A 15,773-nucleotide genomic window follows, 5' to 3' on the forward strand; every position below is an offset into this window, starting at 1 on the left:
GACGGGGACGCGAAACGGGAGGGCAGGGCGGCGTGGGAGCAGCACAGAGGCCGGTCCGGTCGCGGCTGCGTGACCGCTTCGCGGCGTCCGATCCCGGCCTGCTGCGGCTGGCGGCCGGATCGCGGACGGCGGGCTCGATCGCGCTGACGCTGGTCGTCCTCGGCGTGCTGCGCGTGCCCGTGACGCATCTGGTGGCCGGGGCGATCGCGTCGATGGCGGCCACCTTCGCCATCCGGGAGAAGCAGCGCTCGCAGCAGGCGGTCACGCTCGCCCTCGGTCTTCCGGTGGCGCTGGTGTCCGTGTCGCTCGGCGCGCTGCTCAACCCGCTCGTGGTGGCCGGGGACGTCTTCTTCGTCGCACTGATCTTCTGCGCGGTCTACAGCCGCCGGTTCGGCGACCGGGGCAACGCGCTCGGCCTGATCGGCTTCCAGCTCTACTTCATGTCCTTGTTCGTCGGCGCCACCGCGTCGGCGCTGCCCGGGCTCTACGGGGTCATCGCGGTCGCGTTCGGCTCCAGCGCCCTCGTCCGGTTCGTGATCGTGTACGAGACGCCCGCGGGCGTCCTGCAACGCCTGCGCGAGGCGTTCCGGGTGCGGCTCGCGCAGTTGGTGACGGCGCAGCTGGAGCTGCTGGACGCCGGTCCGGACGAGGTGGAGAAGGTCGTGGAGGCGGTGCGCCTGGGCACGGCCCGGCTGCACGACACGGCCATGATGATCCAGTCGCGGCTGGCGGACGGCACCTCCGACGAGGCCGTGGCGCGGCTGGTGCAGCGGCGGATCGCGGACGCCGAGATCGCCGCCGAGCGGCTGGGGCTGCTTCTGCTGAACGCCCGCAGCGCCGAGCGGACCGACACGCTCACCCTGCACCTGCCCGGCGCGTCCGTGCCCTCCAGCGGCCGGCTGCCGGTGCGGGACGAGGCGACCGAGACGCTGCGCCGCGACCTGGGGGCGCTGGCGATGCTTGTGCTGCGGCCCGTCGGGGAGGGCGGCGGGACCGCGCTGGCGCATGTGCGCAACCGGCTCCTCGGCTACCGGGACGAGGAGAACCTGCCGCCCGCCTCGCCCGCCGTGCAGGACGTCTTCCGCGGTATCGGCGAGACCGCTCGGGCCGTGATGGGCTTGCGGATCGCACTGGACGGCCCGCAGGACGAGTCCGACGACGCGCCGGCGACGATCCGCTCCCGGGAGGAGCTGGACGCGGAGAGCGCCGCCATCGAGGGCGCCGAGGAGGCGGAGCGGGAGGAGCAGGTCCCGACCGGGTGGCGGCGGCCCACCACGCGGGCGGCCGTGCAGGTCGCGGTGGGCTCGTCGCTGGCCATCGTCGGCGGCGAGTTCCTCTCCAGCCAGCGCTGGTACTGGGCGGTGCTGACCTGCTGGATCGTCTTCATCAACACCTCGTCGACGGGCGAGATCCTGGTCAAGGGCTACCGGCGTCTGGTGGGCACCGTGCTCGGCGTGGTGGCCGGGATCGTGCTGGCGGGGCTGGTCGGGCCGCACACGTGGACGGCGCTGGCCCTGGTGCTGCTGTTCGTCTTCGCGATGTTCTACACGGCCCCGCTGTCGTACACGCTGATGTCGTTCTTCGTCACCGCGGCGCTGGGGCTGCTGTACACGCTGCTGCACAGGTACAGCGCGGCGGTGCTCGTGCTGCGGGTGGAGGAGACGGCGCTGGGGGCGGCCTGCGGCATCATCGCGGCCGCGCTGGTACTGCCGGTGCACACCCACGGCCGTACGAACGAGCTGCTCGGCCGGGTGCTGGAACGGCTGACGGATGTCACGGCCGTCGCCGTCGAGCAGCTCAGCGGCGGTCCGGCGGGCGATCTGCTGGACCGGGCGCGCGAACTGGACCAGGCGCTGGGCGACCTGCGGGCGGCCACGCAGCCGCTGACGCATCCGATCACGCCGCTGCGGGCCCGGCGGAACACCGCCCAGTACGTCGTGGCGCTGCTGGAGACCTGTGCCTACCACGCGCGGTCGCTGGCCGCGACCGCGGAGCTGCTGCCCACGCATCCGTCGATAGCCGCGGATCCCCGGCTGCGCCAGGCGTGTGCCCGGATCACCCGCAACATCGAGACGATCCGCGCGCACGTGGCCGAGGAGTGCGCCACCGCGGAGGTCGAACGGGGTCCGAGCATCGCCTCGCTGCTGGAGCCGGACGGGGCGCCCGGCGTCCCCCGGTTCGGGCGCATCACCGACCGGGTGCTGCGGCATCTCCAGCGGCTCGACGAGGCGGTCGTGGGTCTGGCGCGTCCGCTGGACGTCCCGGTGTCGAAACCGGCGCGGTGACGGGCCGGGGCAGGTCCCCGGCCCGTCACCGCGGTCAGAAGTCGGTGGGCAGGTCGCTGGCTTCGGCGATGCCCCGCAGCTCCTCGGTCTCCCGGTGCCGGTCGCGGATGTAGTCCGCGATCTCGGTCAGGCGCGCCGGGTCGGCGGCGGTCGCCGCGTCGGTGACCACCCGGACCGGGCCGGTCTCCTCGATGTCGAGGACGACCAGCTCGTTGTCCAGCCTGCCGGTGACGGCGGTCGCGATGACCAGGGCGGCCTCGTCCCGTATCTCCTGGGGGAGGCCTTGCGCCTGGGCGCCCTCCAGCGGGAAGTCCGCGGAGGGCACGCCTCGTTCGTCGATGGCCCGCAGAACCGGGTCGACGACGTCGAGCAGCAGTTCGTAGTCCTGTTCGGGCATCCGGACGCGGAGCAGATCGAGATAAACCTCCACGGCCCGGCCGTCGGGCGGAAGCTCGTCTTCGTTCATTGGCTCCGTGTTCCCCGCGAACGCCCGCTCAGACACGGAAGGCGCGACCGGCGACGCGGGGCGACGGCACGAGCCGGGGAGCAAGGCCCCTCACGGGGTGGGACCGGTCGTCGGTCGCGGTCGTCCGTCGCCGGGGCGGTTCGCCCGCTCCGCCAGCACCTCGTCGCGTACGCGCGCGCAGCTGCGGCTGATGAGCCGGGAGACGTGCATCTGGGAGATGCCGAGCCGGTCGGCGATCCTGCTTTGTGTCATGTCCTCAAAGAAGCGCATGTAGAGGATGGCGCGCTCCCGTTCGGGGAGCCGGCGCAGGCCCTCCTTGGCCGACTCGCGGTCGACGACGGTGTCGTAGGAGGAGTCCGACGCGCCGAGGCTGTCGGCGAGGCTGTAGCCGTCGCCGCCGGCCGAGAGTTCGGCGTCCAGGGACAGCGTGCTGAAGCTGTCGATCGCCTCCATCCCCGCGTTGACCTCCTCCTGGGTCAGTCCGGCGTGTGCGGCGATCGCCGCGACCGAGGGTTCGGGGCTGCCCGGGTTCTGGGTGAGTTCACGGCGCGCCACCCGGACCTTGTTGCGCAGTTCCTGGACGCGGCGGGGCACGCGAAGGGCCCACATCCGGTCCCGGAAGTGCCGCTTGACCTCGCCGGTGATGGTGGGCACGGCGTAGCTCTCGAAGGCGCCGCGGTCCGGGTCGAACCGGTCGATGGCCTTGACCAGCCCGAGTGCCGCCACCTGCCGCAGGTCCTCCAGGGACTCGCCGCGGTCGCGGAAGCGGCCGGCGATGCGGTGGGCCATGGGCAGCCACGCGCTGACGAGTTCGTCGCGGACGGCTGCCCGTTCGGGGCCGTCCCCCGCGGCGGCGAGGCGCTGGAAGAGGACGGCGGTGTCGGGGGCGTCGTCGTGCGGCCGGCGGGCGGGCGCCGCCTGGTCCGCGGGAGTGTCGGGGCGGCTTGTCGATATGTCGATGAACATGCGGTATGGCTCCTGAACGGTGTTTCAGGGACTGACCGCGGAAGAGGTGGTGCCGTCCGGTTCGTCCAAAGACCTCCCGGAGCAGCAGGTACAGCTTCCGCTGACGCGCCTCCGGTCCGAAGCACGAGATTCCGTCTGCCCGGCGGTGGGAGTGGCAAACTCCGCTTCTGGCAGTTCTTCTCCCATACCGCTCCCCCGCCGGCTTCCCTCCCGCTTCCACACTGGCTGCTTCGTGCCGCCATCACGGCGCCTCGGAGCGGGTAGGTGCAGGGCATGACGGATGTGGTGCACTCGGACGAACTGCTGCGGCGGATCCAGCGCGCCAGGGCGTGCGCGGTACAGGAGGAGCTCCGATGGCGGGACCGCCGCGACACCCTCGGGGCGACGGATCCGGACGCCGCGCGCGAGGCGGCCGTACGCGTCCTGACCTACGAGGCCGTCCTGCGGGTGCTGGACGAGATCCTGGTCCCGGGCCGGCATCCCGACCGGAGCTGAGGGGCGGAGTGAGTCCGCTCACCCGACCCCGCCGCGACCGCGCGAAACGGTCGTGGATGGTTTACGGTTCACCCATAAGCGGCGACAGGGTCGACCCGGTGGGTCCCCGGTGCGCCGCCTTGTACGGCCCTGGCTGGCTTCCCCCGTCCAGCCAGGGCTTTTTCATGCGATCAGCCGGAAATGGACGAAGAATCCCGGTTCGGGACGTTTCAGCCGGGTACTGGCAGTCCTCGTGATGCGTGCTCTGCTCTCCGGTCCGGCGGTACTCGCCGTGGACGCGGTGCGCCGGGCGACGGAGGGAGACCTCGCGGCGGCGCGGGCGCAGATGGGGTTCTCCCTCGCCTGGCACATCGTCGTGGCCTGTCTCGGGGTCGGGCTGCCGGTGCTGACCCTGCTCGCGGAGTGGTACGGCATCCGCACCGGGAATCCGGCCCACCGGCTGCTCGCCCGCCGGTGGGCGCGCGCCATGGGCGTGCTGTTCGCGGTGGGCGCCGTCTCCGGGACCATCCTCAGCTTCGAGATGGGACTGCTGTGGCCGGGGCTGATGGGCAGGTTCGGTCAGGTGATCGGGCTGCCGTTCGCCCTGGAGGGCATCGCCTTCTTCCTGGAGGCGATCTTCCTCGGGATCTATCTGTACGCCTGGGACCGGCTTCCGCCCCGCCGCCATCTGCTGACCGGCATCCCCATCGTCGTCGCGGGCACCGCGTCGGCGTTCTTCGTGGTGTGCGCCAACGCGTGGATGAACCAGCCACGCGGCTACACCCTGCGCGACGGCAAGGTGGTGCACGTCGACCCGTGGGCGGCGATGCTCAACCCGGCCAGTCCCCCGCAGACCGTGCACATGATCCTCGCGGCCTTCATGGTGGCCTCGTTCCTGGCCGCCGCCGTGTACGCGGTGGCCCTGCTGCGCGGGCGCCGGGACGCCTACCACCGGGCCGGCTTCCTCATCCCGTTCACGCTGGGCGTGATCGTGGCCCCGTTCCAGATCGTCGTGGGCGACTGGGCGGCGCGCTTCCTGTCCCGTTACCAGCCGACCAAGCTCGCCGCGATCGAGGGCGTGTACCGCACCGGCTCCCACGTCCCGCTGACCATCGGCGGCATCGCGGGCGACAACAGGCTGAAGTACGGCCTGGAGGTCCCCGACGGGCTGTCCCTGCTGGTCGGCTACCGCCCCGGCACCGTCGTCCAGGGCCTGGACCGCGTACCGGTCGCCCTGCGTCCGCCGGTCACCGGTGTGCACTGGGCCTTCGACCTGATGGTCGCCATCGGCTTCTTCCTGCTGCTCATGGGTGTGTGGCTGCTGTGGCAGTGGTGGCACCGCCGCCGCACCGGCGGCGGTGAGCTGGGCATGCCCCGGGTGTTCCTGGCGCTCGCCGCCGTCGCCGGCCCGGCCGCCGTGGTGGCGCTGGAGTGCGGCTGGACCGTGACCGAACTGGGCCGCCAGCCGTGGATCGTGTGGGGCGTGATGAGTGTGCGGGACGCCGTCAACCCCGCCCCCGGACTGATGACCGGCCTGTGGCTGGTGCTGGTGGTGTACGCCGCCATGACCACGGCCACCGTGTATGTCCTGCGCCGCCTGGCACGGCGCACCCCGGTGCCGCAGGCCCCGCAGGAGGCGGACGTCACCGGCTACCCCGTCGTGTGAGGCCCGCCGGGCCCCGCCGTACGACCCCCTGGAGGTGACCGTGCTCGCGGACGCGGCGCTCGCCGTGATGTGGCTGGGCCTGACCTGCTACGCCCTCTTCGGCGGGGCGGACTTCGGCGCCGGGGTGTGGGACCTGCTGGCCGGCGGGGCCGAGCGGGGGCGGGCCCGGCGCGCGCTGATCGAGCACAGCATCGGGCCGGTGTGGGAGGCCAACCATGTGTGGCTGATCTTCGTGGTGGTGCTGCTGTGGTCGGCGTTCTCCCCGGTGTTCGCCGCCGTGATGTCCACGCTGTACATCCCGCTGACCCTGGCGGCGCTCGGCATCATCGCGCGGGGCGCCGCCTTCGCCTTCCGCAAGGCCAGTACCGAGCTGTGGCAGCAGCGGCTGTTCGGGGCGTGCTTCGCGCTGTCCTCGCTGCTCACGCCGTTCTTCCTCGGCACGGTCGCCGGTGGTGTGGCCTCCGGGCGCGTGCCGCCGGGGCTCGCGACGGGCGATGTGATCACCGGCTGGCTCAATCCGACGTCGGTGCTGGGCGGGGTGCTGGCGGTGGTGGCCTGTGCTCACCTGGCGGCGGTCTACCTGTGCGCCGACGCGGACCGCGAGGGCCGGCCGGACCTGGCGGCGGCCTTCGCCCGCGACGCCGTACTCAGCGGGCTGGCGGCCGGAGTCGTGGCCCTCGCGGGGATCGCGGTGCTGCACGCGGACGCCCCGGCGCTGTTCCACGGGCTGACCCACCGGGCGCTGCCGCTGGTGATCGTCAGCGCGGTGGCCGGGCTCGCCGGTCTCGGCCTGTCGGCCCGGCGGCGTTTCGTGGCCGCCCGCGGGGCCGCCGCCCTGGCGGTCGCGGCGATCCTGTGGGCGTGGGGCGCGGCCCAGTACCCGGCCATGCTGGTCGGCACCACCACCGTCGCGCAGGCCGCGGCGAACCCCTCCGTGCTGACGGCGGTCCTGGTGTCGCTGGGCGTCGGCGCGGTGCTCCTGGTCCCCTCGCTGTGGCTGCTGTACGCCACCTTCCAGCGCGGGCCGGCCGGCCCTCGTAGCGGTGAGCGGAGGGTGACGAGCCGTCCCCGCGCGTGAGGACGTTGAGAAGTCGCCTCCGCCGAGGTGCCCGGGGGATCCGCAGCGGCTGAAATGGGGAGGAGGCACATGCGGGGAACCCATCGCCGGCGAGGAGCTTCGGGTCATGACCAAAGCGATAAAACTGCTGACCGCCCTCCCCCAGAAACAACGCGAGCGCCTGATGGAGGTCGCGCGTGAAGTCTCCTTCCCCGAGGACACGAGGATCTTCGAGGCGGGAGGCACGGCCGACCGCTTCTGGGTCATCCGCTCCGGCGCCGTGCACCTGGACCAGCAGGTGACGCCCACCCGCCGGGTGACGGTGGCGTCCCTCGGCGCGGGCGACCTGCTCGGCTGGTCCTGGCTGTTCCCGCCGTACCAGTGGGACTTCGGGGCCTCGGCGTTCAGCCAGGTCCGCGCCTACGAGTTCGACGCCTCGGCGGTCCTCGCGCTGTCCGTGGAGGATCCGCTGCTCGGGCTGTCGCTGGTGCGGACCGTCGCCGAGGTCCTCGCCCACCGGCTGGAGCTGACCCGGGGCAAGCTCCTGGAGCAGTACACCATCCCCCGGCGCACCCACTGACCCGTCGTCCGGTGGGTCAGATCCGGTAGCGGCGCAGCGCGGGGACGGCCGCCGCCAGGCCCAGCATCAGGGCGACCACCAGCAGGCCGCCGCCGGCCACCGCCACGCGCGGGCCGAAGGCCGAGCCGGCCGTGCCGTGCAGGACGTCCGCCAGGCGCGGACCGCCCGCGACGACGACCGTGAACACGCCCTGCATACGGCCGCGCATCTCGTCGGTGGCGGCGGACAGCAGGATGGCGCCGCGGAACACCATGGAGACCATGTCGGCGACTCCGGCGGCCGCCAGGAACACCACCGCGAACCACAGGCCGCGGCTCAGCCCGAACCCGGTGACGGCCGCTCCCCAGGCGGTGACCGCGCCGATCACCATCCAGCCGTGCCGGCGCGCCCGGGAGAAGGCGCCGGAGAACAGCCCGCCGACCACGGCGCCCACCGGGATGGCCGCGAACAGCAGGCCGAGCGCGTGCCCTTGCCCGTAGGGGGCGTACGTCTCGGCGGCGAGCTGCGGGAACAGCGCGCGGGGCATGCCGAAGACCATGGCGATGATGTCGGCGAGGAACGACAGCAGCAGCACCTTGTGCCCAAAGATGTAGCGGAAGCCGTCGGCTGTCTCCCGCAGCCCCGCGCGGCGCACGGCGGCGACGGCCAGGGGCGGCAGCGCGGGCAGGCGCCTCACCGCCCACACGGTGACGCACAGCGCCACGGCGTCGATGAGGTACAGCTCGGGCAGCCCGATGACGGGGATGAGCGCGCCGGCCAGCAGCGGGCCCGCCACCAGGCCGGTCTGCATGACGGTCGACCCGAGGGCGTTGGCGGCGGGCAGTTCCCCGGCCGGGACCAGCCGGGCGATGGAGGCATTGCGGGCCGGGGAGTTCAGCCCGAAGAAGGCCTGCTGCACGGCGAGCAGCACCATCAGCACCACGACCGAGTCGAACCGGGCCGCGGCCTGCAACCAGAACAGCAGCGAGGTGACGGCGATACCGCTGTTGGTGATCAGCAGCAGCTTGCGGCGGTCCACCGTGTCGGCCACCGCGCCGCCCCACAGCGCGAACACGACCATCGGGACCAGGCCCGCGAGGCCGGCGTAGCCGACCCAGGCCGAGGAGCCGGTGAGGTCGTAGATCTGCTTGGGCACGGCGACGGCGGTGAGCTGGCTGCCGACCGCGGTCACGATGGTCGAGGACCACAGCCGGCGGAAGGCGGGGCGGCGCAGCGGCCGGGTGTCCATGACCCAGCGGCGCCGGCCGCGCCGGCCGGCTCCGGACGGGTGGGGGGCGTCGCTGTGCGGTGCGGTGCCGCTGCCGGTGCTCTCGCTGGTGTCCACAAGCTTCCTGGTTGCTCGTTACATCTATCGGTGCGGTGTTCAGTGTCGCAGCAGCGGCGGGGTCCCCGGGCCCCCCGGATCCGGACCGCTCGCGCGCACGCGCTCCAGTTGGGCGGCCGCGCTGTCGAGCAGCATGTCGAGGGCGGTCGGGTAGGCGCTGGTGACCATGCGGGTGGCGAGCAGGGGCGCCGCCTCGGCGATGCGCGGATGCGTGGTGGCGGGCAGCCGGGCGTAGGTCGAGTGCCACATCTCCTCGTCGGCGCGCAGGGCGGCGCTCGGCAGGGCCAGGGAGGCGGCGTCGAGCGCGGCGAAGGCGAGGGTCTGGTCGACGAAGGCGTGGTAGATCCGCACCGTGTCGGGCAGCGGGAAACCGGCGCCGCGCAGCACGCCCAGGACGGCCTCGTCGGCGGCCAGCTCGTGGGTCCGGCCGGAGACGCGGTTGGCGGTGACCACCGCGGCCTGCGGATGCGCGGTGTACGCGGAGTGGATGCGCAGGCCCACCTCGCGCAGGTCGGCCCGCCATCGCCCGGTGGGTTCCCAGCCGGCCAGCGCCCGGCCGATGAGGGCGTCCCCGATCGCGAGGGTGAGGTCGTCCATGCCGCGGAAGTAGCGGTAGAGGGTGCTCGGGTCGCAGTCGAGCGCCAGGCCGAGGCGGCGGGCGGTCAGCCCCACGCTGCCGTGCTCCCGCAGCAGCCGCAGCGCGGTGTCGACGATCAGTGTCTCGGACAGCACGGTGCCGCTCCGGGTGGGGCGGCGGCGCCGTCGCTTCTCCTCGGGGACCACCGGTTTCGGCATCCCGACCTCCTCGGGCTCCTCGGGCTCCTCGCCACGCTTATGCCAACGCCATTGACCTTACGCGTTGCGCGGCGTTGTATCGACGCTCAGCACAGAGTCCGAGAGGGAGTCCAGGTCATGCGTGTACTGCTCGTGGGTGCCGGTGGTGTGGGTACGGCGATCACCCGGATCGCGGCCCGTCGTCCGTTCTTCGAGTCGATGGTCGTCGCGGACTACGACCGCGGGCGGGCCGAGGCCGCCGTGGCGGCCGTCGACGACGCCCGGTTCACCGCCGAGCGCGTCGACGCGAGCGACGAGGCGGCGGTGGCCGGCCTGCTCGTCCGGCACCGCTGCGACGTGCTGCTGAACGCGACCGACCCGCGCTTCGTGATGCCGCTGTTCCGCGCCGCCCGCACGGCCGGCGCCGGCTACCTCGACATGGCGATGTCCCTGTCCCGTCCGCACCCCGAGCGGCCGTACGAGGAGTGCGGGGTCAGGCTGGGCGACGAGCAGTTCGCGCTGGCGGAGGACTGGGAGAAGGCCGGCGCGCTCGCGCTGGTCGGCATGGGCGTGGAGCCGGGCCTTTCCGACGTGTTCGCGCGGTACGCCGCCGACGAGCTCTTCGACGAGATCGAGGAGATCGGCGTCCGCGACGGCGCGAACCTGACCGTCGACGGCTACGACTTCGCGCCGTCCTTCAGCATCTGGACCACCATCGAGGAGTGCCTGAACCCGCCGGTGGTGTACGAGGCCGGGCGCGGCTGGTTCACCACCGAGCCGTTCAGCGAGCCGGAGGTGTTCGACTTCCCCGAGGGCATCGGCGAGGTCGAGTGCGTGAACGTGGAGCACGAGGAGGTGCTGCTGGTCCCGCGCTGGGTGGACGCGCGGCGGGTGACCTTCAAGTACGGTCTGGGCCGCGAGTTCATCGACACCCTCAAGACACTGCACCTGCTGGGTCTGGACCGCACGGAGCCGGTCACCGTGCCGGGCCCGGACAGGCCGGTCGCCGTCTCGCCCCGGGACGTCGTCGCCGCCTGTCTGCCCGACCCGGCGACCCTGGGCGAGCGGATGCGCGGCAAGACCTGCGCGGGCACCTGGGTGCGCGGCACCCGGGACGGCGCGCCGCGCGAGGTGTACCTGTACCACGTGGTCGACAACGAGTGGTCCATGGCCGAGTACGGGTGCCAGGCGGTGGTGTGGCAGACGGCGGTCAACCCCGTGGTCGCCCTGGAGCTGCTGGCCACCGGCGTCTGGTCGGGCGCGGGCGTGCTGGGCCCCGAGGCGTTCCCGGCCCGCCCCTTCCTGGACCTGCTGACGGAGTACGGCTCGCCGTGGGGGATGCGCGAGCAGTGACCGGATCCGGCGCCGTTCGGGCCGTGCCGGGCCCCCTCGCCCGCGGGGTGCGGCCGGGTCCGGGGCGTACCGCGGTACGCTCCGGACACCAGTCCCCGCACCCGAGGAAGGCCCGACCGTGAGCGTCCGTGTGCGCCGCATCTACGATCCGCCCGAGTCCGACGACGGTGTGCGGGTCCTGGTCGACCGGCTCTGGCCGCGCGGGGTCTCCAAGGAGGACGCGCACATCGACGAGTGGCCGAAGGCCATGACGCCGTCCACCGAGCTGCGCCGCTGGTACCACGGCGGCGAGGGGTCGTACGAGGAGTTCCGGCGCCGTTACGAGGCCGAACTGGCCGAGCCGGAGGCGGCCGAACTCCTTGACCAGATCAGGAAGTTGGCCCGCCGTGGCCGGGTGACCCTGCTGACGGCCTCCAAGCACCCGGAGCAGAGCCAGGCCTCGGTGCTGGCAGATCTGCTGAAGAGGAAGTGAGCCGGCCCGCCTCCGCGCCGTGCGGGGGCGGGCCGTGACACCCGCTCAGGCGGTCTGCCGTGCGGCGGCACGGCCCGCCGCGCGCCCGGAGAACAGGCACCCGCCGAGGAAGGTGCCCTCCAGGGCGTTGTAGCCGTGGAGGCCGCCGCCGCCGAAGCCGGCGACCTCACCGGCCGCGTAGAGGCCGTCGATCACCCGCCCGTCACGGCCGAGGGCGCGCGAGTCCAGGTCGGTCTGGATGCCGCCGAGCGTCTTGCGGGTCAGGATGTGCAGCTTGACGGCGATCAGCGGTCCTGCCGCCGGGTCCAGGATGCGGTGCGGGGCGGCCACCCGGCCGAGGCGGTCGCCGATGTAGCGGCGGGCGTTGTGGATGCCCTGGACCTGGGAGTCCTTGCTGTAGGGGTTGGCGATCTGGAGGTCGCGGGCCTCGACCAGGCGCCGCACCCCGGCGGCGTCCAGGAGGGGCTTGCCGGTCGACTGGTTCATCTTCTCGACCAGTTGCTCCAGGGTGCCGGCGATCAGGAAGTCCTCGCCGTGCCGCAGGAAGTCCCGCACGGGTCCGGGCGCGCCCTTGCCGAGCAGCCGGTCGCGCAGCACGGCCTTGCGGTCCCTGGCGGTGATGTCGGGGTTCTGCTCGGAGCCCGAGAGGGCGAACTCCTTCTCGACGATCCTGCGGGTCAGCAGGAACCAGGAGTGGTCGTACCCGGCGATGTCCTCGGTGGTGCGCAGGTGCCTGAGGGTGCCGAGCGTGTCGTAGCCGGGCAGGCAGGGGTCGGGCAGCCGGCGGCCGAGGGCGTCCAGCCAGAGGGAGGAGGGGCCGGGCAGGATGCGGATGCCGTGGCCGGGCCAGACCGGGTTCCAGTTCCGCAGGCCCTCGGTGTAGTGCCACATGCGGTCGCGGTTGACCAGCCGTACGCCGGCCTCCTCGCTGATGTCCAGCATCCGGCCGTCGACGTACGCCGGGACGCCGGTGACCATCCGCGACGGCGGGGTGCCGAGCCGCTTCGGCCAGTGGCGGCGCACGAGGCCGTGGTCGGCGCCGATGCCGCCGGTGGTGACGACGACGGCCTGCGCGGTGAGCTCGAACGCGCCGGTCTCCTCGCGGTTGGAGGCGACGCCGCGGGGCGCGTCGTCCTCGGCGAGGAGCGTGCCCCGCACGCCCTGGACGGCGCCGTCCCGGACGACGAGTTCGTCGACCCGGTGACGGTGGTGGAAGGTGAGCAGTCCGTCACGCTCGGCCTGGAGGGCGTACGCGGCGAAGGGTTCCACGACGCCCGTGCCGGTGCCCCAGGCGATGTGGAAGCGGGGTACGGAGTTGCCGTGGCCGTCGGCGCGCAGATCGCCGCGCTCGGCCCAGCCGACCGTGGGCAGCAGCGTGACGCCGTGCCCTTCCAGCCAGGACCGCTTCTCCCCCGCCGCGAACTCGACGTAGGCGCGCGCCCAGCGCACCGCCCAGGAGTCCTCGTCGCCGAGCCGGTCGAACCGGGCGCTGCCCTGCCAGTCGTTCCAGGCCAGCTCGAAGGAGTCCTTGACGCCGAGCCTGCGCTGCTGCGGGGTGTCGACGAGGAACAGCCCGCCGAAGGACCAGTACGCCTGCCCGCCGAGGTTGGCGGCGTTCTCCTGGTCGACGAGGGCGACCCTGCGGCCCCGGCTGGTCAGTTCGTGCGCCGCGACCAGGCCCGCGAGGCCCGCTCCGACGACGATGACGTCGGCGTCCATGGCGATCGTCCCCTTCCTCTGTTTCCTCGGTTTCCCGGGTGCGTCTCAGGTGTCCCGTGATCCGCGCGCGGCGGTGCCGCCGTCGGTGAGCAGCGCCGTGAGCAGTTGTCCGAGCCAGGCGCGGGCGCCCTCGACGTCCCTGTCGAGCAGCAGTTGGGTGGTGACTCCGTCGTACGCGGCGACGACCGCGTGGGCGGCGCCGTCGGCGTCGCCGAGGACGGAGGGCAGCGGGGTGCGGGCGCGGGAGAGCCGGTCGGCGACGGCGTGGCGCAGCCGCGCGCGGTGCTCCAGCAGCGTCTGCGCCACTGCCGTGTCGCGGGCGGCGTGCACCAGGAAGTCCGTCTTGACCAGGAGCCAGTCCCGGTCGAGGAGCAGCACGTCGGTGACCCGGTCGACGGCGGCGGGCACGTCGAGGTCCGGGCCGTCGAGGGCGAGCGCCCCGGCCACCTGGTCGGCGATCAGCTCGGCCCGGTCCCGGTACAGGGCGAAGAACAGCTCGTCGAGGGTGGCGAAGTTGGAGTAGAAGGCGCCCCTGCTGTAGCCGGCGGCCTCGCAGACCTCCTCGATCGACACCCGGCCGAAGCCCTTGGCGGCGAACACCGTGAAGGCGGCGTCGAGCAGGTTGGCGCGTGTTCGCTGCCGGCGCCGGGTGACGCGCTTCTCCGTGCCCCCGACCGCCATGCCGCCACCCCCTGTTCGATACATGAATGTATCCGATGCATCGATGTATCGAAAGGGCGCGGGAGGGAGTTCCTGGAGGGGAGCGAGGTTTCACCACGGCGTCCGTGGTCAGTCGGGCCGATGAGCCGTGTTCACGTCACGGCGGCCGACCGGGTACCGCGGGCGCGCCGGGACCGGGAAGGAGTGGGAACAGTGAACTCGTCCGGCGACGTACCCGCCCCGCACACGCTGCGCGAATACGCCCTGCTCGCGGACGGCGAGCGCGGTGCCCTGGTGGGGCCGCGCGGTGACATCGTGTGGATGTGCGCGCCCGCCTGGGACAGCGACGCCGTCTTCGCCGCCCTGATCGGCGGCCCGGGCTGGTACACCGTCACGACCGTCGAGCCGTTCGTGCACGGCGGCTACTACGAGCAGGGCGGCCTCATCTGGCGCAGCCGCTGGATCACGACCGACGGCATCGTCGAGTGCCGCGAGGCCCTCGCCCTCCCCGGCGATCCGCACCGCGTCACGGTGCTGCGCCGGGTCGTCGCCGTCGACGGGGACGCCCGGGTCGGCGTACGGCTCCACCCGGCGGCGGGGTTCGGCCGGCGTCCGCTGAGCGAGCCGCACCGGGACGAGGAGGGCCGGTGGACGAGCCGGGCGGGTGAGCTGTACGTCCGGTTCACGGGCGCGCCCGGCGCCGAACCGGCGGGCCCGCACCACCCGGGGCTGCACGCGGAGTTGCGCCTGGCCGCCGGCACCCACCACGACCTGGTCCTGGAGATCTCGGACCGGCCGCTTCCCGCACCCGAGCCGGCCGACCGGCTGTGGCGGGCCACCGAGACCGGATGGGCGGCGCGTGTGCCCGAGCTGCGCGGCGTGCTGGGCGTGCGCGACGCCCGGCACGCGTACGCGGTGCTGAGCGGCATGTCGGGGCCGGGTGGCGGCACCGTGGCCGCCGCGACGACCAGCCTGCCGGAGCGGGCCGAGCAGGGCCGCAACTACGACTACCGCTATGTGTGGATCCGCGACCAGGCCTACATCGGCCAGTCCGTCGCGGCGACCGGCCCGTACGAACTCCTGGACGGCTCGCTGCGGTTCGTCACCGAACGCCTGATCGAACACGGGCCCGGCCTCGCGCCCGCCTACACCGCGACCGGCGGGCCGGTGCCCGACCAGCGCACCCTCGACCTGCCCGGCTACCCGGGCGGCTTCGACGTGGTCGGCAACCGGGTCAACCGCCAGTTCCAGCTGGACGTGTTCGGCGAGAGCCTGCTGCTGATCGCGGCCGGCGTCCGCCACGACCGCGTCGGCGCCGAGGCCTGGCGCGCCGCGCTCATCGCCGCCGACGCCATCGAGGCCCACTACCGGGACGGGGATGCCGGGATCTGGGAACTGCACAAGGACCGCTGGGCGCACAGTCGGCTGATCTGCGCGGCAGGGCTGCGTGCCGCCGCGGCGGCGGCGCCCGCGGGCAGCGCCGGGGCGGCGGCGCGGTGGGCGGCGCTCGCGGACCGGATCGTCGCCGAGACCGCCGCCGACAGCCTGCATCCGTCCGGCCGGTGGCAACGCTCCCCGTCCGATCCCCGTGTCGACACGGCGCTCCTGCTGCCCGCCCTGCGCGGCGCCGTGCCCGCCGGTGACCCCCGCACCCTCGCCACCCTGCGGGCGGTCCGCGCCGACCTCGTCCAGGACCACTTCGTCTACCGTTTCCGCCACGGCACGCGACCGCTCCAGGACGCCGAAGGGGCCTTCCTGCTCTGCGGGTTCGTCATGGCCCTGGCCGAGCACCAGCAGGGCGGCGCCGTGGACGCGGTGCGCTGGTTCGAACGCAACCGTGCCGCCTGCGGCCCCCCCGGCCTGTACGCGGAGGAGTTCGACGTGGCCCAGCGCCAGATGCGCGGCAACCTGCCGCAGGCGTTCGTCCACGCGCTGCTCCTGGAGGCCGCCACCACGCTCGCCGGCGCGGACTGACCC

General features: G+C 73.3%; 14 protein-coding genes. 8 read left to right on the top strand and 6 right to left on the bottom strand.

The window, feature by feature from the left end:
- The first annotated feature begins 32 nt into the window (after positions 1-32).
- Positions 33-2,285: an FUSC family protein gene (locus ACIOWN_RS06060; RefSeq protein ID WP_401980691.1), complete on the top strand. Its 2,253-nt coding sequence runs from the start codon at positions 33-35 to the stop codon at positions 2,283-2,285.
- 34 nt (positions 2,286-2,319) lie between these two features.
- Here the strand turns inward: ACIOWN_RS06060 and ACIOWN_RS06065 are convergent, their stop codons facing one another.
- A complete protein-coding gene (locus ACIOWN_RS06065; RefSeq protein ID WP_100571283.1) occupies positions 2,320-2,751 on the bottom strand; it encodes a hypothetical protein in 432 nt (143 codons plus the stop codon).
- 90 nt (positions 2,752-2,841) lie between these two features.
- Positions 2,842-3,717: an RNA polymerase sigma factor SigF gene (locus ACIOWN_RS06070; protein WP_401980694.1), complete on the bottom strand. Its 876-nt coding sequence runs from the start codon at positions 3,715-3,717 to the stop codon at positions 2,842-2,844.
- Between the two features lie 273 nt (positions 3,718-3,990).
- On the opposite strand from ACIOWN_RS06070, the gene ACIOWN_RS06075 reads away from it, so the two are divergent.
- From ACIOWN_RS06075 to ACIOWN_RS06090, 4 genes are all read left to right on the top strand, one after another.
- Entirely contained in the window at positions 3,991-4,212 is a 222-nt protein-coding gene (locus ACIOWN_RS06075; protein ID WP_401980697.1) for a 3-deoxy-D-manno-octulosonic acid transferase, read from the top strand.
- 235 nt (positions 4,213-4,447) lie between these two features.
- Entirely contained in the window at positions 4,448-5,857 is a 1,410-nt protein-coding gene (locus tag ACIOWN_RS06080; protein ID WP_362357178.1) for a cytochrome ubiquinol oxidase subunit I, read from the top strand.
- Positions 5,858-5,897: 40 nt separating this feature from the next.
- Positions 5,898-6,935: a cytochrome d ubiquinol oxidase subunit II gene (locus ACIOWN_RS06085; RefSeq protein ID WP_362357219.1), complete on the top strand. Its 1,038-nt coding sequence runs from the start codon at positions 5,898-5,900 to the stop codon at positions 6,933-6,935.
- A 106-nt stretch (positions 6,936-7,041) separates the two neighbouring features.
- Positions 7,042-7,494: a cyclic nucleotide-binding domain-containing protein gene (locus tag ACIOWN_RS06090; RefSeq protein ID WP_358737357.1), complete on the top strand. Its 453-nt coding sequence runs from the start codon at positions 7,042-7,044 to the stop codon at positions 7,492-7,494.
- 16 nt (positions 7,495-7,510) lie between these two features.
- Here the strand turns inward: ACIOWN_RS06090 and ACIOWN_RS06095 are convergent, their stop codons facing one another.
- Together ACIOWN_RS06095 and ACIOWN_RS06100 are read right to left on the bottom strand one after the other, a co-directional pair.
- On the bottom strand, positions 7,511-8,818 hold the full coding sequence (locus ACIOWN_RS06095) for an MFS transporter (protein ID WP_401980700.1): 1,308 nt from the start codon (positions 8,816-8,818) through the stop codon (positions 7,511-7,513).
- A gap of 39 nt (positions 8,819-8,857) precedes the next feature.
- Positions 8,858-9,613, bottom strand: a complete 756-nt coding sequence (locus ACIOWN_RS06100; RefSeq protein WP_362357174.1) for a TetR/AcrR family transcriptional regulator — start codon at positions 9,611-9,613, stop codon at positions 8,858-8,860.
- A gap of 117 nt (positions 9,614-9,730) precedes the next feature.
- Here ACIOWN_RS06100 and ACIOWN_RS06105 point away from each other — a divergent pair, with 117 nt between their 5' ends.
- Both ACIOWN_RS06105 and ACIOWN_RS06110 read left to right on the top strand, forming a co-directional pair.
- Positions 9,731-10,945: a saccharopine dehydrogenase family protein gene (locus ACIOWN_RS06105; RefSeq protein ID WP_401980703.1), complete on the top strand. Its 1,215-nt coding sequence runs from the start codon at positions 9,731-9,733 to the stop codon at positions 10,943-10,945.
- Between the two features lie 118 nt (positions 10,946-11,063).
- Positions 11,064-11,417 (top strand): DUF488 family protein, encoded by a 354-nt coding sequence (locus ACIOWN_RS06110; protein ID WP_362357170.1) that lies wholly within the window; start codon positions 11,064-11,066, stop codon positions 11,415-11,417.
- A 45-nt stretch (positions 11,418-11,462) separates the two neighbouring features.
- Here ACIOWN_RS06110 and ACIOWN_RS06115 read toward each other — a convergent pair whose 3' ends face one another.
- Entirely contained in the window at positions 11,463-13,136 is a 1,674-nt protein-coding gene (locus ACIOWN_RS06115) for an FAD-binding dehydrogenase (RefSeq protein WP_362357168.1), read from the bottom strand.
- Positions 13,137-13,181: 45 nt separating this feature from the next.
- On the bottom strand, positions 13,182-13,817 hold the full coding sequence (locus tag ACIOWN_RS06120) for a TetR/AcrR family transcriptional regulator (protein ID WP_362357166.1): 636 nt from the start codon (positions 13,815-13,817) through the stop codon (positions 13,182-13,184).
- Positions 13,818-13,937: 120 nt separating this feature from the next.
- Here ACIOWN_RS06120 and ACIOWN_RS06125 point away from each other — a divergent pair, with 120 nt between their 5' ends.
- Entirely contained in the window at positions 13,938-15,770 is a 1,833-nt protein-coding gene (locus tag ACIOWN_RS06125) for a glycoside hydrolase family 15 protein (RefSeq protein WP_401980707.1), read from the top strand.
- Positions 15,771-15,773: the final 3 nt, after the last annotated feature.

The sequence above is a fragment of the Streptomyces sp. NPDC087787 genome (assembly GCF_044743035.1).
Classification (GTDB): Bacteria; Actinomycetota; Actinomycetes; order Streptomycetales; family Streptomycetaceae; genus Streptomyces.